Below are 26,279 nucleotides of genomic sequence, written 5' to 3' on the forward strand. Positions count from 1 at the left end.
CCCAAGGCACGGGGTTGCCACAACCTTCCCGTTGACGCAGGATCACCGGAAATGTGAGGAGAACCCGATGCTTAGAGCCCTTTCTCGGCCAGCCACGCGCCTGATGGAACGCTGGTTGCCCGATGCTTTCATATTCGTCATCGTGCTGACGCTGATCGCCGCCCTGGCCGCGATCATGACGCAGGGGACGGCGCCGCTTGACCTGATCCAGATGTGGGGTGACGGGTTCTGGGCGCTGCTGCAATTCGCCATGCAGATGCTGCTGGTGCTGGTCACGGGCTTTATTCTGGCATCTTCGCCCCCGGTCCGCGCGCTGCTGGAACGGATTGCGCGGCTGGCAACCTCGCGCGGGTCGGCGATCATTCTGGTCAGCGTCGTGTCGCTGGCCGCCAGCTGGATCAACTGGGGCTTTGGGCTGGTCGTCGGCGCGATCTTTGCCAAGGAACTGGCGCGCCAGATCCGGGTGGATTATCGCCTGCTGGTCGCGGCGGCCTATTCCGGCTTTGTCATCTGGCATGGCGGGCTGTCAGGCTCGATCCCGCTGACCATCGCCACGCCGGATCATTTCACCGCCGACCAGATCGGGGTCGTCTCGACCTCGCTGACGATCTTTTCAACCTGGAACCTGATCATCGTTGCGGCGGTCTTTGTCGCCGTGCCGCTGGTCAACCGCGCCATGCTGCCGCTGGAATCCGAGCAGGTTCTGGTCGACCCTGCCAAGCTGGGCAGCAACGAGGCGCTGCGCCCGCTTGGCCCCGACGCCACCCCGGCCGAGCGACTGGAAAACAGCCCCATCCTGATGTGGGCCATCGGCATTCCGGGGCTGATCTGGCTGGCCATGTATTTCCTGGGCGGCGGCGGCATCAACCTGAACGTTGTGAACTTCCTGTTCCTGTTTGTCGGCATCATCTGCCACGGCACCCCCCGCAGCCTGCTGGCCGCACTGGATGAAGGCGTGCGTGGCGGTGCCGGCATCGTCATCCAGTTCCCCTTCTATGCGGGCATCATGGCGATCATGACCGGCAGCGGGCTGGCAGCCAGCCTGTCGGAATGGTTCGTCGGCATCTCGACCGCCGAAACCCTGCCCTTCTGGAGCTTTATCAGCGCGGGGATCGTCAACATCTTCGTGCCCTCGGGTGGCGGGCAATGGGCGGTGCAGGCCCCCGTCATGCTGCCCGCGGCCGAGGCTTTGGGCGCCGATATTCCCCGCGTGGTGATGGGCGTGGCCTGGGGCGATGCCTGGACCAACCTGCTGCAACCCTTCTGGGCGCTGCCGATGCTGGGTATCGCGGGGCTGAAGCCGCGTGACATCATGGGCTTTTGCGTCGTGCACCTGCTGATCGTCGGCGTGATCGTCGGCGGGCTGCTGCTGGTGCTATAGGCATTGCGGGGTCGGCAGATCGCCGGCCCCAAAAAAAAGATCACCGGCGCCACGATGGTGCCGGTGATCAAAAAAGGCTTCGTCGACAGAAACTGTGGACCGGGTCAGATGATCAGCACCTGCGTCCCGATCGTCGAAAGCCCGAACAATTCCTGAATATGTTCGTTGTAAAGACCGATACATCCGTTCGAGGATTTGCGGCCGATCTTGCGCGTATCATGGGTGCCGTGGATGCGGTAATACTGCCAGCTCAGCCACAGCGCGTGGGTGCCAAGCGGGTTATCCGGTCCCGGCGGCACGAAATCCGGCCACGAGGGATTGCGCTTTTTCATATCTGGCGTGGGCGACCAGCTGGGGCCTTCGACCTTGCGGATCACCTCGGTCCGGCCACGACGTGTCAGGTCTTCGCTGACCGGGATCGAGGACGGGTACAGCTTGTAGACCGACTGATCCTCGGACCAGTAATGGACCGCGCGCGAGGTCAGGTCGACCAGGATCGCGCCGTTGGTCAGATTGTCGAAATAGGGCTGCCAGCTTTGCGCGTGGAAGCTGCTGACATTCCGGCGATTGTCCTGGCCCGTGTCATATTGGACGGCGCCGGCATCCGGCGTGGCGCCTGCGGTCGCACCATAGATCGGCTGACCGGTATAGGGGTCGATCTGCTGACCGAATGCGGGCAGGGCAAGACCTGCGGCACCGGCAGCCGCCGTCGTCAGAAACGCACGGCGGTTCAGCGGGGGAAACGTGCTCATTTTTCCTATGTCCTTCGTCCATGGATCGCTATGGCTGCGATCTTTACTGCCCGGCAGGTGGATATAGGCGGATTTACGCCCAGTATAAGGGTCAGGCAAATCAAACCGACGTCATCGGTGCAGCGCGGCTTTTTTGCTGTTGCAGGACTGCCGCATCACGAATTCTTGCGTTTGAAGGTGCAGCCCGTTTTCGGTAAATCTGCAACAAATCGCCTATGAGGGACAAGCAAGAATGACCAATCTCCGCACGATCGCGGTCCTGTCGGCGCTGGCACTGGCCGCCTGTGCGCCCCGGACCGCGCAGCAACTGGGCCCGGACGGACAGCCGATCCCCGTCGCCTATACCATCACCGAACGCGAGGCCGCCGAGATTCCGATCCGTGTGCAGGGTCAGGTCAACCAGTTGCGCGCCAATCTGGGCCTGTCGCCGCTGATGCTGAACCCGCAGCTGAACGCCGCCTCGGTGGCGCATTCGCGCGACATGGCAGCCCAGAACCGCGCCTGGCATTTCGGTTCGGATGGCAGCTCGCCGCTGGATCGGGCAAAGCGTCAGGGCTATTTCGGTGGCGTGATCGGCGAGAATATCTCGGAATCCTACGAAAACGACATTCAGACGCTGAATGCCTGGATGCAGACCCGCGACACCCGCGACATCATCATGGACCCGACCGCCACCCAACTGGGCGTGGGCTGGTATCAGGAACCATCGAAAAAGGTCTGGTGGACGATGCTCACCGGCAACTAAGCCGCGCCACAGCACCAAAATGCAAAGCCCCGGCCGCGATTGGCGACCGGGGCTTTTTCTTGCTTGCCCGTGACGGGGCGAAACGCGGGGTCAGGGATAGATGAATACCGGCACGCCGGTCGTCAGCATCGCATAGATTTCCTCGATCTCTTCGTCGGTGACCGCGATGCAGCCGGCGGTCCAGTCGCGCAGCTTGGGCGCCTTGACATTGCCCTCTGGGCCACGGCCATGGATGAAGATATCACCGCCGGGCGGGCGGGCATAAGTCAGTGCGCGCGCCACATCGTCCTGATCGGGATAGGAAATCCCCACCGACAGGTGATACTGACTGCGCGGATTGAAACGGTCGATGAAATAGGCACCCTCGGGCGTCTTGCCATCGCCTTCGAACATCTTGTGGCCGATGGGCTGATTGCCCAGGCCAATGTCATAGGATTTCAGAACGGTCTTGCCACTGATCAGATGCAATCGCCGTTCGCCCTTTTTGACGACGATCTGGGTCACTGGCGGACCATCATATGTTTTGAAGCGGCTGGGTTTCGGCTTGCTGCAAGCCGCCACGCCTGCTGCACCGACCAGCGCTATCGCTGCGCGCCTTGTCAGAATCATCACTGCCCTTTTTGTCGCTGAATCGCGTTATCGTTATGAATCCGTGATACCACAGCACCCGTCATCGCGCTAGCGTCGGCAAAATTCCGCGACCAGCTCGACATGGGGTGACCAGAGGAATTGATCGACCAGAACCAGTTGGGTCAATTTCAGCCCTCCATCGGCCAGAATCCGCGCATCTCTTGCGAAATTCACCGGATCACAGGCCACAAAGGCGATTTTCCTGACCCCGGACGCCGCGATCTGCCGGGCCTGTTCGGCAGCGCCCGCGCGGGGCGGGTCGATCACGATTGCGTCAAAACGGTCCAGTTCATCAGCCAGCAAGGGGCGCCGCGCCAGATCGCGCACCTCGGTCGTAACCCGCTGCAAGCCATCTGCGGCGCGCCATCCCGCATCCAGCGACACCAACGGCGCGGCCAACCCCTCGACCGCATGAACCTGCGCAGCCTCGGCCAATGGCAGGGTGAAGGTGCCGATCCCGGCATAAAGATCGACAATCCGCCGGGCACCGCCGACAAACCGCTGAACAGCGCCGCACAGCGCGGCCTCGCCCTCGGCCGTGGCTTGCAGGAAGGCGGCGGGGGGCGGCACGACCTGCGCCCGACCCATGGGCAATGCAGGTGGGCGACGGGTGATCGCCTGCCCGTCCCAGTCCAGCCGCGCCAGATCGCCCGCTTCCGCCAGACCGGCCAAGGTTTGAAACAAGGCCGGATCCATCGGCTTGCCACCCGTCACGGCGACATCCAGGCCCGCCGGACCATGGATCACCGTCAGTGACAGCTCGCCCGCGCGTGATGCGCCGGCCTGAACAATCTGCCGCAGCAAAGGCAGGGCCGACTGGATCTGGGGCCGGATCACATGACAGTCGACCAGATCGACAACCACATCCGAAGCCCGCGCATGCAAGCCCAGCAACGCCCCCTTTTTGGTGCGCCTGCCCGACAGCACCGCCCGGCGGCGCGACCTTGCAGGCGAGACATGCATATCCCCGACCCGCGCCTGGATTCCCTGCCCGGCAAGGGCGGTCTCGACCACATGCCGCTTCCACGCTGTCGTGAACCCGTCCGAGGCATGCATCAGCGAACAGCCACCACAGGCCCGGTAATGGCCACAGACCGGCCGCACCCGATCAGCCGAGGGCGTCAGGATGCGCGGGCCAGCAATACGCCCCTCGACGGCATCGCCCTCGATCACTTCGCCGGGCAAAACCAGCGGCGCCAATGCGCGCCCGGCCGGACCGACCGCAACGCCATCGCCGCGCCGGCCAAGCCGTTCGACGTGCCATTCGCTCATTCAGCGGCCTCTTCGGCGTCATCGGTGACAAGAAAGCCGCCAGACTGGCGGTTCCAATACCGCGCATAAAGACCGCCCATGGCCAGCAATTCTTCATGCGTGCCCTGTTCTGCGATGCGGCCCTGATCCAAGACGATGATCCGGTCCAGTTCCGCGATGGTGGACAGGCGGTGTGCGATGGCCAGCACCGTCTTGCCCCGCATGGCGCGGGTCAGCGCATCCTGCACCTGTGCCTCGACCTCGCTGTCCAGGGCCGATGTCGCCTCGTCCAGCACCAGAATGGGCGCGTCCTTCAGGATGGCGCGCGCCAGGGCGATGCGCTGACGCTGCCCGCCCGACAGCTTGACCCCGCGTTCGCCCAGATTGGCCTCGTATCCGCGCCGGCCGGCATGGTCCTGCAACGACAGGATGAACTCATGCGCCTCGGCGGCGCGGGCGGCGGCCTCGACCTCGGCCTGAGAGGCATCTGGCCGGCCATAAAGGATGTTGTCGCGGGCCGAGCGGTTGAACATCGCCGTTTCCTGCGTGACCATGGCGATCTGCTGGCGCAGGCTTTCCTGCGTCACGTCGCGAATGTCATGCCCGTCAATGCGGATCACGCCCTTTTCCACGTCGTAAAGCCGCAAAAGCAGCGCCACCAGCGTCGATTTTCCGGCGCCCGAGGCCCCGACAATGCCGATCCTCTGGCCCGGCGCAATATGCAGGTTCAGGTCGTCCAGCCCGCCTCCCTCGCGGCCATAGGCAAAACTGACATGGTCGAAATCGACACGCCCCGCCACGCGGGAAAGCGTGATCGCATCGTCCGCATCGGTCAGCGCATGGGGCGGGGCCAGTGTCTGCATGCCGTCCTCGACTTCGCCGATGCTGCCCCACATGCCCATCAGTGCCATGCTGACCCAGCCCGTCATCTGCGACAGACGCATCGAAATCGCCCCGGCAGCCGCGACATCGCCCGGCGTCGCCGCCCCGTCCCGCCAAAGCAGGATCGCCCCGCCGATCAGGATGACCGGCAGCACCCCCGCAACGAACATCAGCGACAGCCGGAACCAGCTGCTGACAACACCGAAATCCAGCGCCCTTTCGCGGAACCCCGCCATGGCGCCAAGGGCGGCGCGATCCTCGTGTTCGGTATGGGCGAACAGCTTGACGGTCTTTATATTGGTGATCGTATCGACGACCTGCCCGGTGACCATCGCCCGCGCCGAGGCTCGCGCCCCCGACCGCGACCGGATGCGTGGCAGAAAGAACCGGATCAGCACGAAATAGCTGGCCAGCCAGACGATCAGCGCCACCGCCCCCCAGCCATCGACCGAAACGAGAAAAGCCGCCGATCCCAGAATAGAGGCCAGCGCGAAGGCCACCACATTGACCATTTCCGTCGCCACATCGGTAACGGCGCGGGCGGTCTGCATCTGTTTCTGTGCCAGCCGCCCGGCGAAGTCATTGTCGAAGAACGTCACCGACTGGCCCATGGTCCAGCGATGCAGCCGCGACAGCACCAGGGGCAGGATATTCGGGCCGATGATGACGCTGGAACTGGCCGTCGACAGGCCAAAGACCACGGGTCTCAGCAGCAGGAAGAAACCCACGAAAGCCGCGATCAGCAGCGCGTTGTCCGATAGCAGACTGGCCGGATCACCCGAGGCCACGGCATCGACTACAGCCCCCAGAAGGACGGCGGCAACGACATCGGCCGCACCGCTGAGCGCCGAGGCGATGCCCGCCAATGCCAACCCGCCCCAGGCCCCGGACAGGGACCAGCGGAAAAAGGCCAGCAGGGTCTGCGGCGGCGGGCCATCGGCAGGGCGAAAGGCATGGACGATATTGCCAAGACGGCGGTGCAGGCTCATGGCCGTGCCTTTCCGGCCGCAAGGGCCTGTTCGATCAGGTCGGCGGGCGCCAAGGTAAAGCCCGAGCCGATCCAGGCATCCTCGGCGGCGCGCAGGCCACGGCCAAGTGCCGGCCCGTCAAGTTCCGACATCAGATCGGCGGCGGAAATCGGCAGCGTTGCATCTGCGGCAGCCGCGATCCGGGCCTGCCAGCCGTCAGGCAGCACCGCCCCCCGCGCGGCAGCGATCAGCGCGACATCGACCCCGGCATCCGATCCAAGGCGATAGCCAGCCTCATCCAGCGACCAATCAGCCGCCAAAGCCTTGGCCAATTGCGCCTGCGTCTTGGCCTCATCTCGCGACAGGCGCAGATGCCCCGCCACATCATCCCCGCCCAACAACGCCAGCCGTCTGGCCCAAACCGGCGGGTAGCCGGCCCCGATTTCGGCGGCGACAAGCGCGGGCATTAGCCTGGGATCAGCCCCCGGCAGCACCCTCTTTGACAGCAAATGCGCCTCGCGCATCAGCATCAGTGACTCTGAGGGATCGGGCGCGGCCAGCAGCTTGCGCATCTCGGCCCCTATCCTCTCTTTCGAGATCAGATCCAGCCCTCGGCCGAAAAGCGTGCACGCGGCCAGCGCATCGGGATCAACCTCACGGCCGTACCAGGCATGAAAACGGAAAAACCGCAGAATGCGCAGATAATCCTCGCGGATGCGGGCCGCGGCATCACCGACGAAACGCACGCGGCGCGCCGCCAGATCGTCCAGCCCGCCGACCGGGTCGATCACCTGGCCGTCGCGCGTGGCATATAGCGCGTTCATGGTGAAATCGCGACGCTGCGCATCCTCTTCGATGCGGTCGCTGAAGGCGACAACAGCGCGGCGGCCGTCAGTTTCCACATCGCGGCGAAAGGTCGTTACCTCGAAGCCCGTCCCGCGCGAAACCACGGTGACCGTGCCATGTTCGATGCCGGTGGGCACGGGTTTCAGCCCGGCGGCCGCGGCCAGTTCGCTGACCCGTTCAGGCCGGGCATCGGTGGCAATGTCGATATCGCTGATCGGCTCGCCCAGGGCGGCATTGCGCACAGCGCCGCCAACCAGCAGCGCCCGATGGCCCGCCGCCTCGATCAGGTCCAGCACCGCCAGAAGCGCGGGATCAGACAGAAAACATCCTGATATCCGCATCAGACCGCCGCCAGCCGATTGGCAAGCGACCACAGGATCCGCGCCGTCGCACCCCACAGGTAATAAGGGCCAAAGGGGGCCGCGTGGTAACTGCGCCAACTGCCGCGCCAATATCGCCCCTCGACCTGATAGCGATCCGGGTCGGCAATGTGGCGAAAGGGCATCGTAAAGACCTCGGCCACCTCTCCGGGCTCGGGTGTCGGGGTGAAATCGCCCCGAATGATGCCCAGAACCGGCGTGATCGCAAAGCCGGTGACGGTGCGATGCGCCGGAAGCGCCCCCAGCAGATCGACCTGCGCCGGGGGCAAGCCGACCTCTTCGTGGGCCTCGCGCAGGGCTGCGGCCACCTCGTCGGCATCATCGGGGTCGACCTTGCCACCGGGCAGCGCGATCTGGCCGGGATGATGCCGCATCGTCGCGGCCCGCTTGGTCAGGATCAGGCGGCCGTCATCCTCGTGAAAGGCCACCAGCACACCAGCCGGCCGCAATTGCCCGGCCGGCAGTGCATGTTCCGGGTTCAGGTCGAAATCCGAGGTCGGCCCCGCCGGTGCCGACAGGGCCTGCCGCAGCAGGTTTTCCGACCAGCGCAGGGTCACTCGGCAGCCCTGTCCTGCGGCTCGATCGGATTGCCATCGGCATCGACCGTGGCCTCGAACCCCAGGCTTTTCGGATCAAACTCGTAATGCGCGCCGCAGAACTGGCAATCGGCGGTCACGATGCCCGCCTCGTTCGTCATGTGGCCGATATCCTTGGCCGAATAGATCGCCAAGGTGTCGCGCACCCGATCCGAGGTGCAGGAGCAGCCAAATTCCACCCGCTGCGGGTCAAAGACGCGCGGCGCCTCTTCGTGGAACAGCCGCACCAAAAGGTCGGTCGGTGCGACGGTCGGGCCGATCATCTCTAGCGGCTCGACGGTATCCAGCAGAAAGTTGGCGCGGTTCCAATCCTCGGATTCGGCACCTTGCAGGATATCGGCGGCCTCGATCAGCCCGCCCTCGCCACTGCCACCTTCGCCCGATTGCATCGGCATCGCCGGCAGGGTCTGCAACATGATGCCGCCGGCACGCCAATGCTCGGCCTCGCCCGCCAATTGCGAGCGGCCATGCGACAGCGCAAAGCGCGTCGGCAACTGTTCGGACTGGGCGAAATAGGTCTGCGCGCAGGACGACAGCGAGCCGCCGGCAAGGGGGGTGATCCCCTGATAGGGCGTCGTGCCGGGCCCCTGGTCGATCAGGATTGCAAAATAGCCGTCGCCAATTTGCTGGAAGGGCGGGCGATCATCCAGACGATCCGCGTCAAAGCTGGCCCAGGCACGAATACGGGCCGGCTCGCCCTCGGCAGTGGGGGCGTAATAGTCAGTGGCGATCGTGCGAATCGCGCCGCTGCCGCGCACTTGCAGGCTAAGCTTCCAGCGCAGCTTGACCGTTGGGCCGATCAGCGCCGTCAGCAAGGCCAGTTCAGCCACAAGGTTGCTGACGACAGCAGGATAGTCGTGCCGCGACAGGATATGTTCCAGAACACCGTCCAGCCGGGCCACGCGGCCGCGGATATCCGAACGGTCCAATTGGAAGGGCAGGACGGTGTCGTCCCAGGCAATCTGGTTGATCGTGTTCATCATGCGTCCTTGAAATCTGCATCGCGCGGGCGACCGCGCGCAATCCGGGCTTCGGCCCAATATAGGCAATCCACCGGCAATCCCAAGGGTGGGGTTTTCACCCGGCTGCGCGACGGATATCGAAAAGACCTGAACCCACGCCACAGGACCGAATGAGATGATGCCTCGCTATGGCAAGCCGGCCGAAGCCGGCCGCCGCTATCGCGCCCGACCGGGGGCCTATGGCCTGCTGGTGCGCGACGGTCAGGTCTTGCTGACCCTGCAAACGCGCCCCCTTCCCGACATGCAACTACCGGGCGGCGGCATTGACCCCGGCGAAAGCCCTATCGCCGCGCTGCACCGCGAGGTCCTTGAGGAAACCGGGTGGACCATCGCCGCGCCCCGTCGAATTGGTGCCTATCGCCGCTTTGCCTGGCTGCCTGACTATGGATACTGGGCGGAAAAGATCTGCACGATCTGGATGGCCAGGCCAGTCCGGCGAAAGGGCCCGCCATCCGAGCCGGATCATCTGGCGGTCTGGCTACCCGTGGAAGATCTGCACGATGTGTTGACCGATCCCGGATCAAAGGCGCTGCTGACCCGCTGGCTAGGCAGCCGGCAGCAATAGCCTGCGCCCCCTTTGGTGCAGATTGGGCTAGCCAGGATCATCCGCCCGGCCGGCCGGTCCGCGGTCGCCAAGCAGACCGCCGTCGCGGCGCGCCTTGCCCGATACCGGCTCGCGATATTCAATCAGCACGGCCGAAATATCATCATGCCGTTCGCCATGCGAAAATTGCGAGACGCAGAAGGACATCGCGTCCAGGAAGTTGTGCCCATGCAGCGCGTGATGGCCGCCGGCGATCTCCATCAGGCCCTCGTCACCCAGAAGGTTGCCTTCGGGATCGGCGGCCTCGGTGATCCCGTCCGAGGCGATCAGCAGGCGGTCACCGGGATTCAGCGCCACCTCGAACTCGTCGAATCTGGGCTTGGCGAAGACACCGACCGGCATGCCGCCATCACCCACCAGTTCCATCTGGCCATCACGGCGTTGAACCAGCGGATGCGGATGCCCCGCCTGCACCGCCCGCAGCACACCGCGCCGAAAATCGAGATCCGCATAGACCATGGTGAAATAGGTGTCGGTCTGCATCTCTTCCAGCAGCATGTTGTTGAAGAAATGGGCCAAAGCCATCGGTGGTACGGCGTCCAGCCCGGTCTGGGCGGCCCGTCGCGCGACGTTCTGCTCCATGGATCCCGACAGATGCGCGGCCAGACGCGCCGTCAGCAGCGCGGCCGTGACACCATGACCTGAAACGTCGATGGAATAGACGCCGACCCGGTCCTGATTGATCGGGAAAAAGCCGACCAGATCCCCGCCAATATGACCCGCCGGCCGCAGCAGCAACGACAGCTCGAACTGATCGAACCGCCCCGAACGTTCGCGGACCAGGCCCTGCTGAAGCTTGCGCGCCTCGCGCAGGTCACGCTCCATCGCCTCTTGCGCCATGTTCAGGCGATCCAGCGTCTTTTGCAGCTGGGCATTGCTGGCGCGCAGTTTTTCCTCGACCTGAAGAATGCGCTCGCCCGCAAGCAGGCGCGCCAGCAATTCGGCGCCGGCAACCGGCTTGGTCAGAAAGTCATCGGCACCCGATTCCAGCCCGAAGGCGATATCGGATTTATCCGTCTTGGACGTCAGCAGGATGAAATAGCCATAACTTTTCCGGTTCAGGGCCCGAAACTCGCGGCAAAATTCAGGCCCGGACATGCCCGGCATCATCCAGTCCGACAGGATGATGTCGGGTTCCTGACGGGCGCAGAAATCCAGTGCCGAGCGACCTGATTCCGCCTCGGCCACGCGATATCCGGCGCGCTGCAACTGGATCGACAACATCCGCCGCTGCGCCCGGCTGTCATCGACCAGCAGCACCAGCCGGCCCGGCCCAAAAGAGGGGCCAAGCGGCGATAACGAGTCTGAAAGGCGATTCGCGGCATCCATGCCCCTGATTAGCCTCACGCCAGTAAAAATCGCGTAAATCGCGCCCTCTCAGGCGATTAAGCCTTCGGTAATATGGCGCTGCTAAACAGGACCGGAACGAATCGCGACTGGATGAGGGTGTGATGATCGACTGGAACCGGGTGATCGAGCTGCGCGACGAGGTCGGCCCCAGCGAGTTCGACCCAGTGCTGGAACTGTTCGTGGACGAGGTCGAGGAAATCGTAATGCGCCTGTCCAAGGATGATCCCGGCAAGCTGGAGCGTGACCTGCATTTCCTGAAGGGCAGCGCCTGGAACCTCGGCTTTGCCGAATTCGGATCGCTTTGCCAGGAATTTGAGGCGAAGGTTTGCAGGGGTCAGATCGAGACGATCCAGATCGACAGGATCGTCCGCTGCTATTCCACGTCAAAGCAGGTGTTCATGCGCGATCTGCCCCGGATCATTGATGACCAGGAAGGCGGCGCGGCCGGGGTCGCCTGATGCCTGACCGGCCGTTCGCCAGCGGATCAGATCAGAAACTCGGACAGGACAATGTCGCGGGTGATATCGCGATAGGTGAACCCCGCCTGATCCAGCCGCTGCATCAATGTCGTCAGGTTCGCCGGCTGCGTGGTTTCGATCCCGATCAGAATCGAACCAAAATTCCGCGCCGATTTCTTCAGATATTCGAACCGGGCGATGTCATCGTCGGGCCCAAGAAGTTCCAGAAAATCGCGCAGGGCCCCAGGTCGCTGCGGCATCCGCAGGATCAGGTATTTCTTCTTGCCGGCGAATCGCTGCGCGCGTTCCTTGACCTCGGGCAGACGCTCGAAATCGAAATTGCCGCCGGAACAGATGCAAACCACCGTCTTGCCGGCAATGTCGCGCAGATCCCCCAGAACATCGACCGCCAGCGCCCCTGCCGGTTCCAGCACCATGCCTTCGGCATTCAGCATTTCCAGCATGGTGACGCAGATGCGGTCTTCGGGCGCCAGATGGACATCGCTGCTCGAAAACCGCGACAATTCCTGAAAGGGCAGCGCACCGATGCGCGCAACAGCGGCGCCATCGACGAAACCATCCACCGCCGGCAGGGCCACGGGCGCGCCGTTTTCAAGCGCGGCCTGAAGGCTGGCCCCACCCAGAGGTTCGGCAAAAGTCAGTTGTGTCTGGGGCGCGTTCTCGCGCAGATAGCGCGCCACACCCGAGGACAGACCGCCCCCGCCCACCGGCAGGACCACCAGATCCGGCGCGGTGCCAAGCTGTTCCAGCATCTCTTGCGCGACGGTCGCCTGCCCCTCGATCACATCGGCCGAATCGAACGGGGCCAGAAACACCGCCCCCTTCTCGGCCGAGAATGCCTGAGCGGCCGCCAGCGTCTGATCGAAATAGTCACCTGTCAGCTCGATCTGAATCGCTTCACCGCCGAAGATCCGGGTCTTGTCGATCTTCTGCTGCGGCGTGGTCACCGGCATGAAAATCGTGCCGCGGGCGCCAAAATGGCGACAGGCAAAGGCCACACCCTGCGCATGATTGCCCGCGCTTGCACAGACGAAATGGGCATCGCCCGGCTTGACCTCGGACATCACCTTGCGCATCGCGTTGAAGGCGCCCCGCAGCTTGTAGCTGCGAACCGGCGTCAGATCCTCGCGCTTCAGCCAGATATCGGCGCCGTATTTCGCCGACAGATGGTCATTGCGCTGCAAGGGCGTCGGCTCGAACAACTCGCGGATGGCGACTTCGGCCGCACGGACGGCTTGGGTAAAGTTTTCCATGAATCGGCCATGCCGTGAAAGCGCGGATTTGGCAAGGGTCAGCGCAGCAGGTCGCCCAGCACACCAGCGCGTCGGCAGGCCAGGACGACAATCCGGTCGCCGTCTGGCTGATAGCCAAGCGCCTGCTCGTCCCCGACAAAGGCCACGCGGGTGATGCCGGCGGGCCACTGATCGTCCTGGCAGCGATGGCTGACATGGAAATCCGCCTGGATCGCGATCCATTTGCTGGCCTGCGGGGCCAACCCTTCCAACCCATCAAGCGAAGCGATCGTCCAGCCGATCACCAGCACGGCCACCAGATAGACCGCAAGATCGCGAAGGAACCGCCGCTTTCCCGCCAGTCCGGTCAGGCCCGTGAACAGAATCCATCACACCGAGGCCAGCTGGACCACGAATGCCAGCGCGCAGATGATCGCGATGGCGCCAAGCGCGGCGCCGAAATAGGTGGCAACGGTCTGCGCAATGGGGAATTGTGAAGGGGCCTCGCGGAACAGGCCGCTTAGCATCAGGCCCGCGAAATAGCGCCCGAACAGCACAAGAAGCGCCGAGGTCAGCAAACTCGCCATGACCACCCAGCTTGGGTGGATGTCCCAGATCCGCGGAACCGGGACCAGCCAATACAGCGCCAGCACGATGGGCAGCAGCGCCACGATGGTTCCAACACCCATCTGCAACGGCGCCGGCAACGGCAGCAGCGCCATCAATGCGATTCCCAGAAGCGCAATCCCAGCCATGACCAGAATGCCGGGCAGGCACAGCTGACGCCCTGCCCTCAGCCTTGTCTGCCATCTGCCTGAAGTCTGTCCGTTCTAGTCCATCATGCCTAAATCCGACCATCCCGTTCGCCACCCGCACCCGCGCAGGCCAGCTTATCGGCGCCCCGCCCCTTGTGACAGCCCGCGAATGCGCCTATCCCTGCCGCAAATTCAAAAGGATCACTGCCATGTCCGACACGCCGAAGAAAGTCGTTCTTGCCTATTCCGGTGGGCTGGATACCTCGATCATCCTGAAGTGGTTGCAGACCGAATATGGCTGCGAGGTGATCACCTTTACCGCCGATCTGGGTCAGGGAGAGGAGCTGGAGCCAGCCCGCGCCAAGGCCGAACTTCTGGGCATCGCGCCCGAGAACATCCATATCGAGGATCTGCGCGAGGAGTTCGTTCGCGATTTCGTCTTCCCGATGTTCCGCGCCAATGCGCTGTATGAGGGGCTGTATCTGCTGGGCACCTCGATCGCGCGGCCGCTGATTTCCAAGCGGCTGGTGGAACTGGCGCATCAGCATGGCGCCGATGCCGTGGCCCATGGCGCCACCGGCAAGGGCAACGATCAGGTGCGGTTCGAGCTGTCGGCCTATGCGCTGGACCCCTCGATCAAGGTGATCGCGCCCTGGCGGTTGTGGGACCTGACCAGCCGCACCAAGCTGATCGAATTTGCCGAGGCGAACCAGATCCCCATCGCCAAGGACAAGCGCGGCGAGGCGCCGTTCAGCGTCGATGCGAACCTGCTGCACACCAGCAGCGAGGGCAAGGCACTGGAAAACCCGGCGGAAGAGGCGCCCGATTACGTCTATCAGCGCACCGTGAACCCCGAGGATGCGCCCGATACGCCGGAATATATCGAAGTGACCTTCGAAAAAGGCGACGCTGTGGCGATCAACGGCGTGTCGCTGTCGCCCGCGACGATCCTGACCGACCTGAACGAATATGGCCGCAAACACGGCATCGGCCGGCTGGATTTCGTCGAGAACCGCTTTGTCGGCATGAAATCGCGCGGCATCTATGAGACGCCGGGCGGCACCATCCTGCTGGAGGCCCATCGCGGGATCGAGCAGATCACGCTGGACAGTGGCGCGGGCCATCTGAAAGACAGCCTGATGCCGCGCTATGCCGAGCTGATCTATAACGGCTTCTGGTTCAGCCCCGAACGCGAGATGCTTCAGGCCCTGATCGACAAGTCTCAGGAACATGTCACCGGCACGGTTCGGTTGAAGCTGTACAAGGGCAATGTCAGCACCGTCGGCCGCTGGTCGGATCACACGCTTTACAGCGAGGCGCATGTGACGTTCGAGGACGATGCGGGCGCATATGACCAGAAGGACGCGGCAGGCTTCATCCGCCTGAATGCGCTGCGGCTGAAGCTGGTCGCGAACCGGAACGCCAGGTTCAAGTAAGCGGCGCCTCGGCTTCGGCGGGATAGACGATGCTGGCATCCGGGCGGATCACCGCACCGGGCGTCAGCGCCGCCGGATCAACCCGCCCCACACCCATGATGTGAAACACCGGACGCTCGCCGGCGATCAGATAGTCGGCGACGATGCGGCGGTGACAGCGCCACCAGACGGCCTCGGCGCACATGACGGTCAGGCTGCGCTCCGCACCCAACGCCAGCACCTGATCCAGCCCGGCGCGAAAATCGGGTGACAGCGCGTAATCGGCATAGTGGTGAAAGCTGCGGTTCCGCCACAGCGCATTAACCGCAAACGGCACCTGCCAATCCTTGCCGCGCAGCCCGCCAAGACTTGCGATATGGGCATATCCGATCCCCCGGCCATCCAGCGCCTCGGCCAGCCTGTCCTGATTGAACTGCGGATTGGCCCGCGACATCGGCATCTTGCGGATATCCGCGACAAAGCCGATCCCGGCGCTGGCGATCAGGTCGATAAATTCCTGAAGGCTGCGGTTGGAATGGCCGACGGTATAGAACGGGGCCATCACCCGCGACCGTCAGGCATAGTCCAGCGCGCCACCTTTATGGGCGGCGATGTGATCCGTCTTGTCGCTTTTGATCTCGTATTGCGGATCGCTTTCCGAGGCGTGATGCGTATAGCCCTTATAGTCGAAATCACTGGTATGCACGGCGATGATCCGCCCCGAAACGCGGCCTGCTTCGGAATTCCAGCTGACATGATCGCCGATCTTGAAGCGTTTGGTCATGATGGTCCTCGTCGTTTGCGGCTTTCCACCATTCACCCGAATGCCACGGCGAGGGGAAGCCTAGGTCAAACCGCCAACACAGTCTATCTTGCGCGATCGCCGGCTGACACGCCCCTGCCCCTTTCCTTCTGCGCCCGGTCTGCCCAGAATACACCTGTCTCACAGAAAGGCTTGCCCATGACCCGCCCGGCCCGCATCGCCATCGTCACCGTCAGCGACCGCGCCGCCAGCGGCATCTATGAGGACAAGGGCGGCCCCGGCGCGGAAGAATGGCTGCGCCAGGTCATCACCTCGCCCATGGACATCAACCGCCATATCATACCGGATGGTCGCCAGGGTGTTGCGGCCAAGCTGCGCGAACTGGTCGAGGGCGGGGCAGACCTGATCCTTGTGTCCGGCGGCACCGGGCCTGCGCCGCGCGACCAGACGCCCGAGGCGGTGATGGACGTGGCCGAACGTGAATATGCGGGCTTTGGCGAGGAAATGCGCCGCGCCTCGCTGGCCGAGGTTCCGACCGCGATCCTGTCGCGTCAAACGGCCGTCAGCCGCGATGCGACGCTGATCATCACCCTGCCGGGCAAGCCATCGGCCATCGCCACCTGTCTGAACGCGGTTTTCGCCGCGGTGCCCTATTGTCTGGACCTGCTGGGCGCCGCCCGGATAGAGACAGACCCTGCCCGGATCAAGGCGTTCCGGCCCCTGGCGAAATAGGCCGGCGGGCTGCCTTCGCCCTTTTTTCGCAACCCCGCACCGCCGGACCTTGAGTCGGAGCCCCGATCGCGTATGTAGATCGCGTCCGCATCTGGCGGATAACGGTTGGTGACCGGGCCCCTCTGGCGGACGTGGCGGCACGTCCGTGATGTCGGCACTGTTTTCGAACAAGCCGCAGGGATGATTCCGACATGTCGAACGGATCGCAATCCGTCGCAGCACCCGCACATGGGATGATGCATTATTTCAAATGGGCCTTCATCGTCACGGCACTCGGGCTTGCCCTTGGCGTGGCTCTGGGCTGGCAGATGACCGGCACGGTCACCGGAACGCTGGGGATCTTTTTCATCTGCGCGGTGCTTGCGGTTCTGGAAATCTCGTTGTCCTTCGACAATGCCATCGTCAACGCCAACAAGCTGAAGGACATGACACCGGCCTGGCAGCGCCGCTTTCTGACCTGGGGCATCCTGATCGCCGTGTTCGGCATGCGGATCGTCTTTCCGCTTCTGATCGTGGTCATCGCCGCCAAGATCGGGCCATGGCAGGCCATGGTGATGGCCGCCAGCCAGCCCGAGGAATATGCCCGCATCATGCATGACGCCCATTTGCCGATCGCGGCCTTTGGCGGCACCTTCCTGATGATGGTGGGCCTCAGCTTCTTCTTCGATCACGAGAAGGACGTGCATTGGGTGCGCTGGCTGGAACGCCGGATGCAGAAATACGCCACCATTCGCGGCATCGAGGCCGCCATCGCATTGGTCACCGTGCTGATCTTTGCCCGCTTTCTTGACCCTGTCGAATCCCAGATCTTCTTCAAATCCGCGATCTGGGGCCTGGTGACCTTTCTTCTGGTCGAGGTTCTGGGCGGCCTTCTGGACAGCAGCCAAGAGATGCTGCAAGCCGGCGCCAAGGGCGGTCTGGGCGCGTTCCTGTATCTTGAGGTTCTGGACGCCTCGTTCAGTTTCGATGGGGTGATCGGGGCCTTTGCGCTGACCCAGAACCTGTTCATCATCGCCATCGGCCTGGGCATCGGCGCGATGTATGTCAGGTCCATGACCATCATGCTGGTCGAAAAAGGCACGCTGACCCAATATCGCTATCTGGAACATGGCGCCTTCTACGCGATCATCGCGCTGTCGGTCATCATGTTCCTGCAATCCTTCGTCAAAATCCCCGAGGTGATCACCGGCCTGGGTGGCGCCGCGCTGATCGGCATCTCGCTGTGGTCCTCGATCCGCTGGAACCGCGTTATCAGCCGCCCCGAAGCCTGAGGAAACGCTATGTCATGCGGCCCCGGATCGCATTCCGGGGCCGCCGCATCCACCGGCTTTCAGGCCGTTCGGCCAGCGCCCTCAAGCCGTCGCAATCTGGAACAAGTCCGAAATTGCGGATTTGAAGAATCTGAATATCTTATATCTGCAAGTCGGCGCCCAGCCATTTGGCGAGGGTGAAAATCAACCGCTGCGCGATCAATTCCAGTGCGAAACAACTATTTCGCGCGACGACCCGCAAAGGCAGAATTAGTTTTACCTGACCAATTTCGGCGAGTCGGGCAGAAATTTCATATTGATCATTCGACGGGATATGCGTGCAGCTGCAAAAATTTCCAGATGTCGCGGTTCAGCACTGACATCATCTCCAATTCCTGATCCAGCTGTGCAAGCTGATCGTCATCCAATTGCTGCTTGCGCCCCATGCGGATCCTGTCCCGCCGATCGGCAATTCGCATCAGAATGGTCGAAATCGACCCATCCTCCTGAAAAGACCAGATGCTGTGGTTATAGCGGTGGCGCAACGCGGATAACCGGGAAAAGCGCGCCATCAGGTCCAGCAGCTGATGCTGCTTGTCATCCTGTGGCAGCAGCTGCTTTGCCAATCGCTCGACCAGTTCGATCCGGCCGCGGGTCGAATTGATCGACAGAAACACGATCACTGCCGCGTTGCTCTGCATGCCGGTCAGCCCCGAAAGCAGATGAACCAGCAGGCTTTCGGTATTGCTCCATGCATAGTTCAGCCGACCGACGCGCAGCAGTATCGCATCCAGACCGGGTTCCGGCGCCGGCGCAGCCGTTGGTGACGCGGATTGGTCGGTCACGGGCACATCGCCCGGTAATGCATCGCCGCCTCGGTCCGGTTGCGGGCGCCAAGCCGCAGGTTGGCATTGTGCAGATGCAGCTTGACCGTATGGATCGACAGGCCAAGCACGGCCGCGATCCGCTTGTTCGACTGCCCGTCGGCGACCAGCCGCAAGACATCATGCTGCCGGGGTGTCAGGCCGCAATCATCCACTGATTCGGTCGCCGGCGCGATCCGCCCGGCAGCGATCACCTCGGGGCAGATGTAGTTCCCGCCATGCGCCACCAGCTTGACGATGGACAGCCAGATATCCAACCGCACATTCAGCGGAAAGATGCTGGTCGCCCGCAGCCGGATGCGATCGTCAAGATAGCAGTCGACCGCGTAGCATTCGTTGCAGAAAGCCAAACCAAGCGTCACGTCGCCGAGGCCGAAAAGAAACTCCAGATCAGCCTCTGCCAGCCCGCGCATCATCGGCTCGTCCAGAATCGCGATTGCCGGGCGAGATTCTGCCTCGTCCACCGCTTTGCGAAAATCCTGGAATGAATGCATCACCGTCGATGTGATCTGTCCCAGTTCCTGACTGGTGGCAGCAATTAGGCTGCCCGAGAAATTGAACTGACTTCCCACAAAAACCACTTCGGCAAGTGCAGCAGCGCGATTGTCATATAAAGCAAGCGAATCACCGTCGAGGGGCATAACGGACATAATTGGTTTCCCTGCTGGCCAAGCTGCGGCAATGAAGAATCGGCAACCCAAAAACGCCGCGCTCAGATCATTCAAGTTTTATGTTTTATCTAACCATATCATGTCTTCGTATTATTTAAAGAAAAAAGGCATATTTTATTCTAATTCAGAAGATTTTTATTTGATTACATATCCTATCGACCTGGCTGACCTAGCCGAACGGGCTAACCCCAAAGGCCAGCGCCATATAGCCTCTGGGCCATGGCGGGATAACTTGGCGTGGCAGGTCGCCCCTGACCATTGATCCCGGCCTGCCTAGCCTCTTTGTGCGGCTATGCCCCGGCGGACCCGTTAACCTATTCTGTCAAGGTGCCGTTCAAGCGGGTTCTTCCGCTGGCAGCACGGCCGGACGCCGCAAGATGGGGCACGATGTCCGGTTTCAGCAGCAAGGCGATAACGGTCGTGCCGTTCTGACGGTGAGCATTTGCTCGGCGATCGAAGGCGGCTTGCTGGATCCCCATCGACAAACAGGGCGGGCAAGCGTGCTTGTGAATGATTGGCCGGACCCGCCCGGACAAGGGAGTAACGTAAATGGCTGACAATCGTAACATGAACCAATTTGCCTTGCTGTCCGAGGTTGTCCCCGCCGACCCGGCGGATGACAGCCAGAGCCAGGGCCAGGGTCAGGATCAAGGCCAGGGTCAAGGCCAGGGTCAGGGCCAAGGTCAAGGCCAGGGTCAGGGTCAGGGTCAGGGGCAAGGCCAGGGTCAGCTTCAGGGCCAAGGCCAAGGTCAGGGCCAGGAACAGTATCAAAGCAACGAGAACAGCAACGAGAACGGCAATTCGAACTCGAACAGCAGCAGCAGCGAGACGGCAGCATCCAATGCGGCGCAGAATACGGCCGCCAATGATGCATCGAACGCGGCTGCAAACGCGGCGGCCAATGCGGCCGACAACAACGCCTCGAATGATGCCGCCAATGACGCGGAAAACAATGCGTCGAATGATGCTGATAACACGGCCTATAACAAGGCCGTCAACGAATCCTACAACAGCACCGATGTCGAAACCAACGTTGAAACCAATGTCAGCGTCGGCCTGGACCTTGATGGCTGGGAGCCATCGGACGACGACTTCGCGGATGTCGATCTGGACAATGCCGGCGGCACGATGGGCGATCTGCTGATCAACCGTGACGGCAACATGAACATTGGCACGCATGACATGGACTTCTCGGGCGTGCTGAACAAGTCGATGAACGGTGACGGCAACAATGCCTTTGTCATCGGTCAGTCGTCGAATCTGGATGACCAGGATACGCTGGACAGCCCGACCGTCTCGAACAATGCAGCGTTCAACCAGAATGGCAGCGCCAACGGCGGCACGGCAACGGCGGAACGCGGCATCGACGCGGCCAATGACGGCGGCAATGGCGGCGCGGCAGGCGATGCCAATGGCGGTGATGGCGATGCCCATGCCGATGGCGGCAAAGGTTATGCCGGTGGCAGCGATGCTACGGGCGGCGACGCCGGTGATGCCGATGCCGCAGGCGGTGACGGAACCGGTGGCGGTGCTCTGGGTCTTGGTGCTGGTGTCGGCCTCGGCGGTTCGGCCGATGGCGGTAATGCCGGTGGCCTTGCTGCCGGTGTCGGTGCAGGCCTCAGCGGCGATGCCGCAGGCGGCGATGCGGGTGCTGGCAGCCTGGCTGCGGCGCTTGGCCTTGGCGCGGGCGGCGGCACCGGCGATGCCGGTGACGGCGGCGCGGGCGGCAACAGCGGTGATGGCGGCGACACTGGCGATGGCGGCGACGGCGCTGCGGGCGGCGCTGGCGGCGCGACTGGACCGACCGGACCGACCGGACCGACCGGACCGGGCGGACCGGGCGGCACCGGCGGCCTCGGCCAGGGTGGCGATGGCGGCACCAGCGGCGACAGCGGCAACAGCGGCGACAGCGGCGATGGCGGCATGGGCGGCGATGGCGGCGATGGCAGCAACAGCGGCGATGGCGGCGGGACCGGCGATACCGGTGACGGCGCCGCGGGCGGCGATGGCGGCGACGGCGGCATGGGCGCAGGAATCGGCGCCGCATTGGCTGGCGCCGCAGCGAATGCCGGCGACGGCACCTCGGGCGATGCGGGTGGCATCGGTCTGGGTCTTGTCGCGGCACTTGGTGGTGCAGGTGGTTCTGCCGATGGCGCAGGCGAAGGCAGCGGTGACGCAGCCGGCGGCGCCGGATATGGCGGCGCGACCGGTGCCACGACGGGGGGAGCCGGTGGTGCTGCCGGGTCGACTGGCGGGATCGCCTATGGTGGTGATGGTATCAACACCGACAGCGGGAACGGCGGTTCTGGCGGGCAGATCATGACCGGTGATGGCGGCTATGCCGATGCCGGCAGCTGGGGTTCGGGGAATGGCGATGACGGTTACGTCACCGGCACATCGTCAGCCTCGGCTGATGCCCTGGTCGACACCACGGCGTTCAACCAGAACATCGTGATGGGCGCCAACATTCTGGGCAATACGGTCGACATGACCGTGGTCGGCGGCGATCTCAGCTCGACGGTCGTGGGCGACGACGACCTCAGCTAGGCACAGCCGTGAAATGATCCTGCGCGGGTTCGTCCCGCGCAGGATCACGTTTTCCAATCGTCGCTCGGTTCCGCGGCCGAACGCACTTTAATTTCTAAGGTGGTTCAGATGCTGACAATTCATGCCGCAGACGAGGCGATCTGGCATTTCATCGGGCTGTTTCAGCTGGCCGAAGAACAGGGCCGCATGCGGATCGAATATGACCGGATGGCCGCATTGAAGGCCGATGCAGATCCCGGCCAGATCGAGCCAGCCGACATTTCCACAGAAGCCCCGTTTGTCCTGGACGGCTATATCCCTCTGGTTCGCTATACGCCGCCGCCCGTCGCCAAAGACGGGCTGGCCACCGAGGCGGCCTATATCCGCAGCGGCCCCGATCTTGGGCTTCCCGCCCCTGCGGCGGCCAGCCAGCCGGTTTTGCCATACCTTGCCCCAACATCCCAATCATGGGCACCCGCGCCCCCACCGCACATGCCGGTGCCCGAGATCCCGATCATCAAGTGGATCCTGCCCCCGCCCGGCTCGGTCGCGGTGGTCATCGTGCAGCAGAATATCCTGATCGACGATGACAGCCTGAATGCCGAAGCCTTTGCCGGCCCGCTTGCCACACCCGAACAGATCATGGCCAAGCTGGATGGGATGCTGGCCCATGCAGATTTGCTGGCCGCAGGGCCGACGCTTTCGATACCGTCAGGCGAAGGCGCCTTTCTGGCGATGGCACAGGCGTTTCACCAGGCGGCCATATCGGGCACATTGATCGACCCGGCAGTCCATGAAATCGACGGCGCAGAAATCTTCACCCAGCAAGGCGATCAGGTCACCGGCAATTATCTGAACGGCGTGCCGGTGATGGAACGCCCCGACATCGACGCCCTGCTGCCCGAGTTCCGCAAGGACAACGACGAGGACGAGGACGAGGACGAGGACAACGACGAGGACGAAACCGCATCCGCCGGCACGGATCACGACGGGCCACAAACGGTCAGTGGCCAGACAGCCGAACAGGACGAGCCCGAGTCACAGCACGAACTGGTCCTGGGCAACAACACCCTTGTCAACCAGTCCAACATCACCTCGGCCTGGATCACCGCGCCTGTCGTGGCGGTCGGTGCGGATGTCTACAGCTATACCGTCATCAGCCAGACAAATATCTGGAGCGATGTCGACGCCGTGACGGGACAGGTCGCCGGTGGCTCGGCCGCGGGCGATGCAACGATCGGGCTGAATTATTCAAGCTATGCCAGCTTCTCGAATCCGGTTCCCGAACGGCAGGGCGATGGCGAGGCACCCGAATACTGGGTGACCGCCACAATTGAAGGCAGCCTGATCAGCGTCAACTGGGTCGAGCAATATAACCTTGTATCGGACAACGAGGTCGTCTCGGTGACGATCCAGGCCGAGCAGACCTTTCTGATCATGGGCGAAAATGGCGCCGTGAACGAGGTCTCGCTGACCGAGCTTGGCCAGCAATATGACCTGATCATCATTGACGGCCATGTCATCAACCTCAATTCGGTGACGCAGACCAATGTGATGCTGGATGATGATGGCATCATGATCAGCGGGCCGGACGGGGCCATGGTCAGTTCGGATGACAACCTGCTGATCAATGACTCGACCATCGTGCAGGTCGGCGCCTCGGGTTATCAGCCGGCCGACGGCGGCTATCAGGCCACGCTGGCTGCAACCGGTGCCGATGGCGAAATCACGCTGCCCCAGTCGGTGCTTGACGATCCCGCATTCGCGGACCTGAACGCCATTCGCGTTCTGCATATCAAAGGTGATCTGGTCACGGTCAACATGGTCAAGCAGACCAATGTTCTTGCCGATGCGGATCAGATCGAGGTCTATCTGGACCAGCTGAAGGCAAGCGCCGAGGGCACGATCCAGATCATCACCGGCTCGAACGTGCTGATCAACGCCTCGACCATCACCGAATTTGGCGTCGACTCGATGGTCCATGTCGGGGGACAGGTCTATTCCGACGCCCTGCTGCTTCAGGCCGAACTGGTTTCGACCGATGCGCCTTTGATGCCCGATGGGGCATCGGCTTTGGCCAGCGAAGCCGTTTTGTTCCTGGCCGACGGAATGCTGAGTGAAGATGGCGATGACGCCCTGTTCCAGCCGATCGGCATGGATGCTGCGGTGCCAGCCGATGCGATGGAAACGGTGCTTGCATGACAAAAGACAGCGCGAAGGAACATCTCCGGCTGGAGCAAGAGATGCGTGTCGACTGGCAGGAGAATGGCAAGAAGCCCAATCCGCCAAGTCCGAAACCCATGGGCACGGGCCCAACGATTGACCAGCAGGCGGGCCGCCTGCCGCCCGTTCCCGCGCAGGGCAAGGCCGGCGTTGGCAAAGCCTTTCACAAGCGGATTCGTGAACCCGACATCTCGGGCGCGCTTTCCGCCAGCCTCCGCCAGATCTGGACCAATATTCTTGGCGTCGTGCTGTTCAGCGGCGTTGCCAACCTGCTGGTGCTGGCGATCCCGGTCTATCTGTTCCAGATCTCGGACCGGGTGCTGACCAGCCGGTCCACCGATACGCTGGTCATGCTGACGGTGGTGATCGTCGGCGCCGTGCTGTTGCAGGTGGTCTTTGACGCCCTGCGGCGGGGAATGCTGCTGCGCACCTCGGTCGATCTGTCGGCCCGGCTTGGCGCACCAATCCTGTCAGCCGCTGCCCGTGCGTCGCTGCAAAGCAATGGGCAGGAATATCAGACGCTTGGCGATTTGCAGCAGATCCGGGGCTTTCTGGTTTCGGGCACGCTGCTGGCCTTTCTGGACCTGCCTTTCGCGCCGCTGTTCATTCTGGCGATCTTTCTGGTCCATCCGCATCTGGGACTGATCGTGATGTCAACGGCGCTGCTTTTGCTGGTGATCGCGATGATGAACCAGCGCGCCACCGCCGCATCCTTCGCCGAGGCGAACCGGCATCTCAGCCGGTCGAACCTGCATCTGGATTCGATGGCCCGCAATTCGCAGATCATCAACGCATTGGCGATGATCCCCGAGGCGGTGACCATCTGGGGCCGAGACGCCGCCGGTTCGATGGCAGCACAGGTCCGCGCGCAGGATCGCAACATCTACTTCGCCGGCGCCTCTCGCGGGGTGCGGCTGCTGACGCAGGTGGGGCTGCTGGGCTGGGGTGCCTATCTGGCACTGAAGGGCGAGATCACCGGCGGCATGGTCATCGCCGCCTCGATCATCGCAGGCCGCGCGCTGGCCCCGATCGAAGGCGCCATCGAGGGCTGGAACAACGTCCTGCTGTCACGCGCGGCCTATGGGCGCATCTCGAAGCTGCTGAAATCCTCGCCGCTGAACACGCAGCGGCTGCATTTGCCCCATCCCGAGGGGCGGCTGGATGTCGAAAGGCTGCTTTATGTGCCGAACGGGACCAAGCGGGTGGTGCTGAACTCGATCACCTTTTCGCTGAACCCCGGCACCTCGATGGCCATCGTCGGCAAGTCGGGCGCGGGCAAGACCACGCTTGGCAAGATGCTGGTCGGGTCGATCCTGCCCACATCGGGCAGCGTGCGGCTGGACCTGATGGACCTGCGCAACTGGGATCAGCGGCAATTGGGCCAGTGCATCGGTTATCTGCCGCAGGACGTGCAGCTGTTCCCCGGCACGATCAAGGACAACATCGCCCGGATGCGCGCCGATGCCAGTGATCAGGACATCTATCAGGCCGCCGTTCTGGCCGATGTACATGACATGATCGCCAAGCTGCCCGAGGGCTATGAAACCATCGTCGCCGCCGACGGATCGCCCCTGTCTGGCGGCCAGAAACAGCGCATCGGCCTGGCGAGGGCGTTTTTCGGCAACCCCCGCCTTGTGGTGCTGGACGAGCCGAACTCGAACCTGGACACGGCGGGCGATCAGGCGCTGTCGCGGGCGATGATGCTGGCCAAGCAGGACGGCATCACCATGATCGTGGTGACCCAGAAATACTCGCTGTTGCAGGATGTGGACAACATCATGCTGCTGGCCGATGGCCAGATCGCGCTGTTCGGATCGCGCGACCAGATGCTTGAGAAACTGGCGAAAGGCAGCCAGCCGCCGGCCCGAAGCCGGCCTCCGGTTGCGGCACCCGCAGCCCCGGCCGGGGCCGTGCCATCCGGCCCCGCCGCCCCCGCATAGGA

Annotated in this window: 26 protein-coding genes; 11 read left to right on the forward strand and 15 right to left on the reverse strand. The window is 63.1% G+C overall.

Going from position 1 to position 26,279, the window contains the following annotated elements:
• Positions 1-67: 67 nt before the first annotated feature.
• Positions 68-1,381, forward strand: a complete 1,314-nt coding sequence (locus tag FNJ84_RS00960) for a short-chain fatty acid transporter (RefSeq protein ID WP_143791042.1) — start codon at positions 68-70, stop codon at positions 1,379-1,381.
• A 104-nt stretch (positions 1,382-1,485) separates the two neighbouring features.
• On the opposite strand, the gene FNJ84_RS00965 is transcribed toward FNJ84_RS00960, so the two are convergent.
• Positions 1,486-2,133, reverse strand: coding sequence for a L,D-transpeptidase (locus tag FNJ84_RS00965; protein WP_143791043.1), 648 nt, complete (start codon positions 2,131-2,133; stop codon positions 1,486-1,488).
• A gap of 30 nt (positions 2,134-2,163) precedes the next feature.
• Between FNJ84_RS00965 and FNJ84_RS00970 the strand changes: the two genes are divergently transcribed.
• Complete coding sequence (locus tag FNJ84_RS00970; RefSeq protein ID WP_143791044.1) at positions 2,164-2,352, forward strand: hypothetical protein; 189 nt, start codon at positions 2,164-2,166, stop codon at positions 2,350-2,352.
• 13 nt (positions 2,353-2,365) lie between these two features.
• Complete coding sequence (locus FNJ84_RS00975) at positions 2,366-2,878, forward strand: CAP domain-containing protein (protein ID WP_143791045.1); 513 nt, start codon at positions 2,366-2,368, stop codon at positions 2,876-2,878.
• Between the two features lie 90 nt (positions 2,879-2,968).
• On the opposite strand, the gene FNJ84_RS00980 is transcribed toward FNJ84_RS00975, so the two are convergent.
• From FNJ84_RS00980 to FNJ84_RS01005, 6 genes are all read right to left on the reverse strand, one after another.
• Positions 2,969-3,487 carry a murein L,D-transpeptidase family protein gene (locus tag FNJ84_RS00980; protein WP_143791046.1) on the reverse strand — a complete coding sequence of 173 codons (519 nt, stop codon included), beginning with the start codon at positions 3,485-3,487 and terminating at the stop codon, positions 2,969-2,971.
• A 69-nt stretch (positions 3,488-3,556) separates the two neighbouring features.
• The gene (locus tag FNJ84_RS00985; protein WP_143791047.1) at positions 3,557-4,780 is read right to left on the reverse strand and encodes a class I SAM-dependent RNA methyltransferase; all 1,224 of its coding nucleotides are present in this window, start codon (positions 4,778-4,780) and stop codon (positions 3,557-3,559) included.
• Positions 4,777-6,630: an ABC transporter ATP-binding protein gene (locus FNJ84_RS00990; protein WP_143791048.1), complete on the reverse strand. Its 1,854-nt coding sequence runs from the start codon at positions 6,628-6,630 to the stop codon at positions 4,777-4,779. Before FNJ84_RS00990 ends, FNJ84_RS00985 begins: the two co-directional genes overlap by 4 nt.
• Positions 6,627-7,796 (reverse strand): CCA tRNA nucleotidyltransferase, encoded by a 1,170-nt coding sequence (locus tag FNJ84_RS00995; RefSeq protein WP_363323812.1) that lies wholly within the window; start codon positions 7,794-7,796, stop codon positions 6,627-6,629. The genes FNJ84_RS00990 and FNJ84_RS00995 overlap by 4 nt, the downstream gene beginning before the upstream one ends.
• Complete coding sequence (locus FNJ84_RS01000) at positions 7,796-8,392, reverse strand: CoA pyrophosphatase (RefSeq protein WP_143791049.1); 597 nt, start codon at positions 8,390-8,392, stop codon at positions 7,796-7,798. The genes FNJ84_RS00995 and FNJ84_RS01000 overlap by 1 nt, the downstream gene beginning before the upstream one ends.
• On the reverse strand, positions 8,389-9,411 hold the full coding sequence (locus tag FNJ84_RS01005; protein WP_143791050.1) for an Hsp33 family molecular chaperone HslO: 1,023 nt from the start codon (positions 9,409-9,411) through the stop codon (positions 8,389-8,391). Before FNJ84_RS01005 ends, FNJ84_RS01000 begins: the two co-directional genes overlap by 4 nt.
• Positions 9,412-9,568: 157 nt before the next feature.
• Here FNJ84_RS01005 and FNJ84_RS01010 point away from each other — a divergent pair, with 157 nt between their 5' ends.
• Positions 9,569-10,018 (forward strand): NUDIX hydrolase, encoded by a 450-nt coding sequence (locus FNJ84_RS01010; RefSeq protein ID WP_143791051.1) that lies wholly within the window; start codon positions 9,569-9,571, stop codon positions 10,016-10,018.
• Between the two features lie 27 nt (positions 10,019-10,045).
• On the opposite strand, the gene FNJ84_RS01015 is transcribed toward FNJ84_RS01010, so the two are convergent.
• A complete protein-coding gene (locus tag FNJ84_RS01015) occupies positions 10,046-11,386 on the reverse strand; it encodes a PP2C family protein-serine/threonine phosphatase (protein WP_143791052.1) in 1,341 nt (446 codons plus the stop codon).
• A gap of 122 nt (positions 11,387-11,508) precedes the next feature.
• Here FNJ84_RS01015 and FNJ84_RS01020 point away from each other — a divergent pair, with 122 nt between their 5' ends.
• A complete protein-coding gene (locus FNJ84_RS01020) occupies positions 11,509-11,865 on the forward strand; it encodes an Hpt domain-containing protein (protein WP_143791053.1) in 357 nt (118 codons plus the stop codon).
• 26 nt (positions 11,866-11,891) lie between these two features.
• Here FNJ84_RS01020 and ilvA read toward each other — a convergent pair whose 3' ends face one another.
• From ilvA to FNJ84_RS01035, 3 genes are all read right to left on the reverse strand, one after another.
• Positions 11,892-13,139 carry a threonine ammonia-lyase IlvA gene (gene ilvA / locus FNJ84_RS01025; protein WP_143791054.1) on the reverse strand — a complete coding sequence of 416 codons (1,248 nt, stop codon included), beginning with the start codon at positions 13,137-13,139 and terminating at the stop codon, positions 11,892-11,894.
• 38 nt (positions 13,140-13,177) lie between these two features.
• Positions 13,178-13,435: a hypothetical protein gene (locus tag FNJ84_RS01030; RefSeq protein WP_143791055.1), complete on the reverse strand. Its 258-nt coding sequence runs from the start codon at positions 13,433-13,435 to the stop codon at positions 13,178-13,180.
• A gap of 72 nt (positions 13,436-13,507) precedes the next feature.
• Entirely contained in the window at positions 13,508-13,873 is a 366-nt protein-coding gene (locus tag FNJ84_RS01035) for a hypothetical protein (protein ID WP_143791056.1), read from the reverse strand.
• Between the two features lie 209 nt (positions 13,874-14,082).
• Between FNJ84_RS01035 and FNJ84_RS01040 the strand changes: the two genes are divergently transcribed.
• A complete protein-coding gene (locus FNJ84_RS01040; RefSeq protein ID WP_143791057.1) occupies positions 14,083-15,309 on the forward strand; it encodes an argininosuccinate synthase in 1,227 nt (408 codons plus the stop codon).
• Here the strand turns inward: FNJ84_RS01040 and FNJ84_RS01045 are convergent.
• Positions 15,302-15,850: a DUF488 family protein gene (locus FNJ84_RS01045; protein WP_255470996.1), complete on the reverse strand. Its 549-nt coding sequence runs from the start codon at positions 15,848-15,850 to the stop codon at positions 15,302-15,304. The two genes, FNJ84_RS01040 and FNJ84_RS01045, sit on opposite strands and share 8 nt — an antisense overlap.
• 12 nt (positions 15,851-15,862) lie before the next feature.
• Positions 15,863-16,072, reverse strand: coding sequence for a DUF2945 domain-containing protein (locus tag FNJ84_RS01050; RefSeq protein ID WP_143791059.1), 210 nt, complete (start codon positions 16,070-16,072; stop codon positions 15,863-15,865).
• A 177-nt stretch (positions 16,073-16,249) separates the two neighbouring features.
• Between FNJ84_RS01050 and mog the strand changes: the two genes are divergently transcribed.
• Both mog and FNJ84_RS01060 read left to right on the forward strand, forming a co-directional pair.
• Positions 16,250-16,783, forward strand: a complete 534-nt coding sequence (mog, locus tag FNJ84_RS01055; RefSeq protein ID WP_143791060.1) for a molybdopterin adenylyltransferase — start codon at positions 16,250-16,252, stop codon at positions 16,781-16,783.
• A 191-nt stretch (positions 16,784-16,974) separates the two neighbouring features.
• Complete coding sequence (locus tag FNJ84_RS01060; protein ID WP_185968381.1) at positions 16,975-18,054, forward strand: DUF475 domain-containing protein; 1,080 nt, start codon at positions 16,975-16,977, stop codon at positions 18,052-18,054.
• A 299-nt stretch (positions 18,055-18,353) separates the two neighbouring features.
• On the opposite strand, the gene FNJ84_RS01065 is transcribed toward FNJ84_RS01060, so the two are convergent.
• Complete coding sequence (locus FNJ84_RS01065; protein WP_143791061.1) at positions 18,354-18,878, reverse strand: hypothetical protein; 525 nt, start codon at positions 18,876-18,878, stop codon at positions 18,354-18,356.
• A complete protein-coding gene (locus FNJ84_RS01070; RefSeq protein ID WP_185968382.1) occupies positions 18,875-19,489 on the reverse strand; it encodes a response regulator transcription factor in 615 nt (204 codons plus the stop codon). The genes FNJ84_RS01065 and FNJ84_RS01070 overlap by 4 nt, the downstream gene beginning before the upstream one ends.
• Before the next feature lie 648 nt (positions 19,490-20,137).
• On the opposite strand from FNJ84_RS01070, the gene FNJ84_RS01075 reads away from it, so the two are divergent.
• The 3 genes from FNJ84_RS01075 to FNJ84_RS01085 all read left to right on the forward strand — a co-directional run bounded on the left by FNJ84_RS01075 (position 20,138) and on the right by FNJ84_RS01085 (position 26,277).
• Positions 20,138-22,135: a hypothetical protein gene (locus tag FNJ84_RS01075; RefSeq protein ID WP_221931905.1), complete on the forward strand. Its 1,998-nt coding sequence runs from the start codon at positions 20,138-20,140 to the stop codon at positions 22,133-22,135.
• Positions 22,136-22,243: 108 nt separating this feature from the next.
• Positions 22,244-24,316, forward strand: a complete 2,073-nt coding sequence (locus FNJ84_RS01080; protein WP_143791063.1) for a hypothetical protein — start codon at positions 22,244-22,246, stop codon at positions 24,314-24,316.
• A complete protein-coding gene (locus FNJ84_RS01085) occupies positions 24,313-26,277 on the forward strand; it encodes a type I secretion system permease/ATPase (protein ID WP_143791064.1) in 1,965 nt (654 codons plus the stop codon). Before FNJ84_RS01080 ends, FNJ84_RS01085 begins: the two co-directional genes overlap by 4 nt.
• Positions 26,278-26,279: the final 2 nt, after the last annotated feature.

The sequence above is a fragment of the Paracoccus sp. M683 genome (genome assembly GCF_007096355.1).
Classification (GTDB): Bacteria; Pseudomonadota; Alphaproteobacteria; order Rhodobacterales; family Rhodobacteraceae; genus Paracoccus.

What these genes read in the sequence shown, in the direction of transcription:
- FNJ84_RS00995 (WP_363323812.1), bottom strand. Translation starts at nt 7,796, where the DNA reads ATGCGGATATCAGGATGTTTTCTGTCTGATCCCGCGCTTCTGGCGGTG.
- FNJ84_RS00985 (WP_143791047.1), bottom strand. Translation starts at nt 4,780, where the DNA reads ATGAGCGAATGGCACGTCGAACGGCTTGGCCGGCGCGGCGATGGCGTT.
- mog (WP_143791060.1), top strand. Translation starts at nt 16,250, where the DNA reads ATGACCCGCCCGGCCCGCATCGCCATCGTCACCGTCAGCGACCGCGCC.
- FNJ84_RS00975 (WP_143791045.1), top strand. Translation starts at nt 2,366, where the DNA reads ATGACCAATCTCCGCACGATCGCGGTCCTGTCGGCGCTGGCACTGGCC.
- FNJ84_RS01015 (WP_143791052.1), bottom strand. Translation starts at nt 11,386, where the DNA reads ATGGATGCCGCGAATCGCCTTTCAGACTCGTTATCGCCGCTTGGCCCC.
- FNJ84_RS01050 (WP_143791059.1), bottom strand. Translation starts at nt 16,072, where the DNA reads ATGACCAAACGCTTCAAGATCGGCGATCATGTCAGCTGGAATTCCGAA.
- FNJ84_RS01005 (WP_143791050.1), bottom strand. Translation starts at nt 9,411, where the DNA reads ATGAACACGATCAACCAGATTGCCTGGGACGACACCGTCCTGCCCTTC.
- FNJ84_RS01060 (WP_185968381.1), top strand. Translation starts at nt 16,975, where the DNA reads ATGTCGAACGGATCGCAATCCGTCGCAGCACCCGCACATGGGATGATG.
- FNJ84_RS01075 (WP_221931905.1), top strand. Translation starts at nt 20,138, where the DNA reads ATGGCTGACAATCGTAACATGAACCAATTTGCCTTGCTGTCCGAGGTT.
- FNJ84_RS00990 (WP_143791048.1), bottom strand. Translation starts at nt 6,630, where the DNA reads ATGAGCCTGCACCGCCGTCTTGGCAATATCGTCCATGCCTTTCGCCCT.
- FNJ84_RS00965 (WP_143791043.1), bottom strand. Translation starts at nt 2,133, where the DNA reads ATGAGCACGTTTCCCCCGCTGAACCGCCGTGCGTTTCTGACGACGGCG.
- FNJ84_RS01080 (WP_143791063.1), top strand. Translation starts at nt 22,244, where the DNA reads ATGCTGACAATTCATGCCGCAGACGAGGCGATCTGGCATTTCATCGGG.
- FNJ84_RS01035 (WP_143791056.1), bottom strand. Translation starts at nt 13,873, where the DNA reads ATGGCTGGGATTGCGCTTCTGGGAATCGCATTGATGGCGCTGCTGCCG.
- FNJ84_RS01085 (WP_143791064.1), top strand. Translation starts at nt 24,313, where the DNA reads ATGACAAAAGACAGCGCGAAGGAACATCTCCGGCTGGAGCAAGAGATG.
- FNJ84_RS00980 (WP_143791046.1), bottom strand. Translation starts at nt 3,487, where the DNA reads ATGATTCTGACAAGGCGCGCAGCGATAGCGCTGGTCGGTGCAGCAGGC.
- FNJ84_RS01010 (WP_143791051.1), top strand. Translation starts at nt 9,569, where the DNA reads ATGATGCCTCGCTATGGCAAGCCGGCCGAAGCCGGCCGCCGCTATCGC.
- ilvA (WP_143791054.1), bottom strand. Translation starts at nt 13,139, where the DNA reads ATGGAAAACTTTACCCAAGCCGTCCGTGCGGCCGAAGTCGCCATCCGC.
- FNJ84_RS01040 (WP_143791057.1), top strand. Translation starts at nt 14,083, where the DNA reads ATGTCCGACACGCCGAAGAAAGTCGTTCTTGCCTATTCCGGTGGGCTG.
- FNJ84_RS01020 (WP_143791053.1), top strand. Translation starts at nt 11,509, where the DNA reads ATGATCGACTGGAACCGGGTGATCGAGCTGCGCGACGAGGTCGGCCCC.
- FNJ84_RS01045 (WP_255470996.1), bottom strand. Translation starts at nt 15,850, where the DNA reads ATGGCCCCGTTCTATACCGTCGGCCATTCCAACCGCAGCCTTCAGGAA.
- FNJ84_RS00960 (WP_143791042.1), top strand. Translation starts at nt 68, where the DNA reads ATGCTTAGAGCCCTTTCTCGGCCAGCCACGCGCCTGATGGAACGCTGG.
- FNJ84_RS00970 (WP_143791044.1), top strand. Translation starts at nt 2,164, where the DNA reads ATGGCTGCGATCTTTACTGCCCGGCAGGTGGATATAGGCGGATTTACG.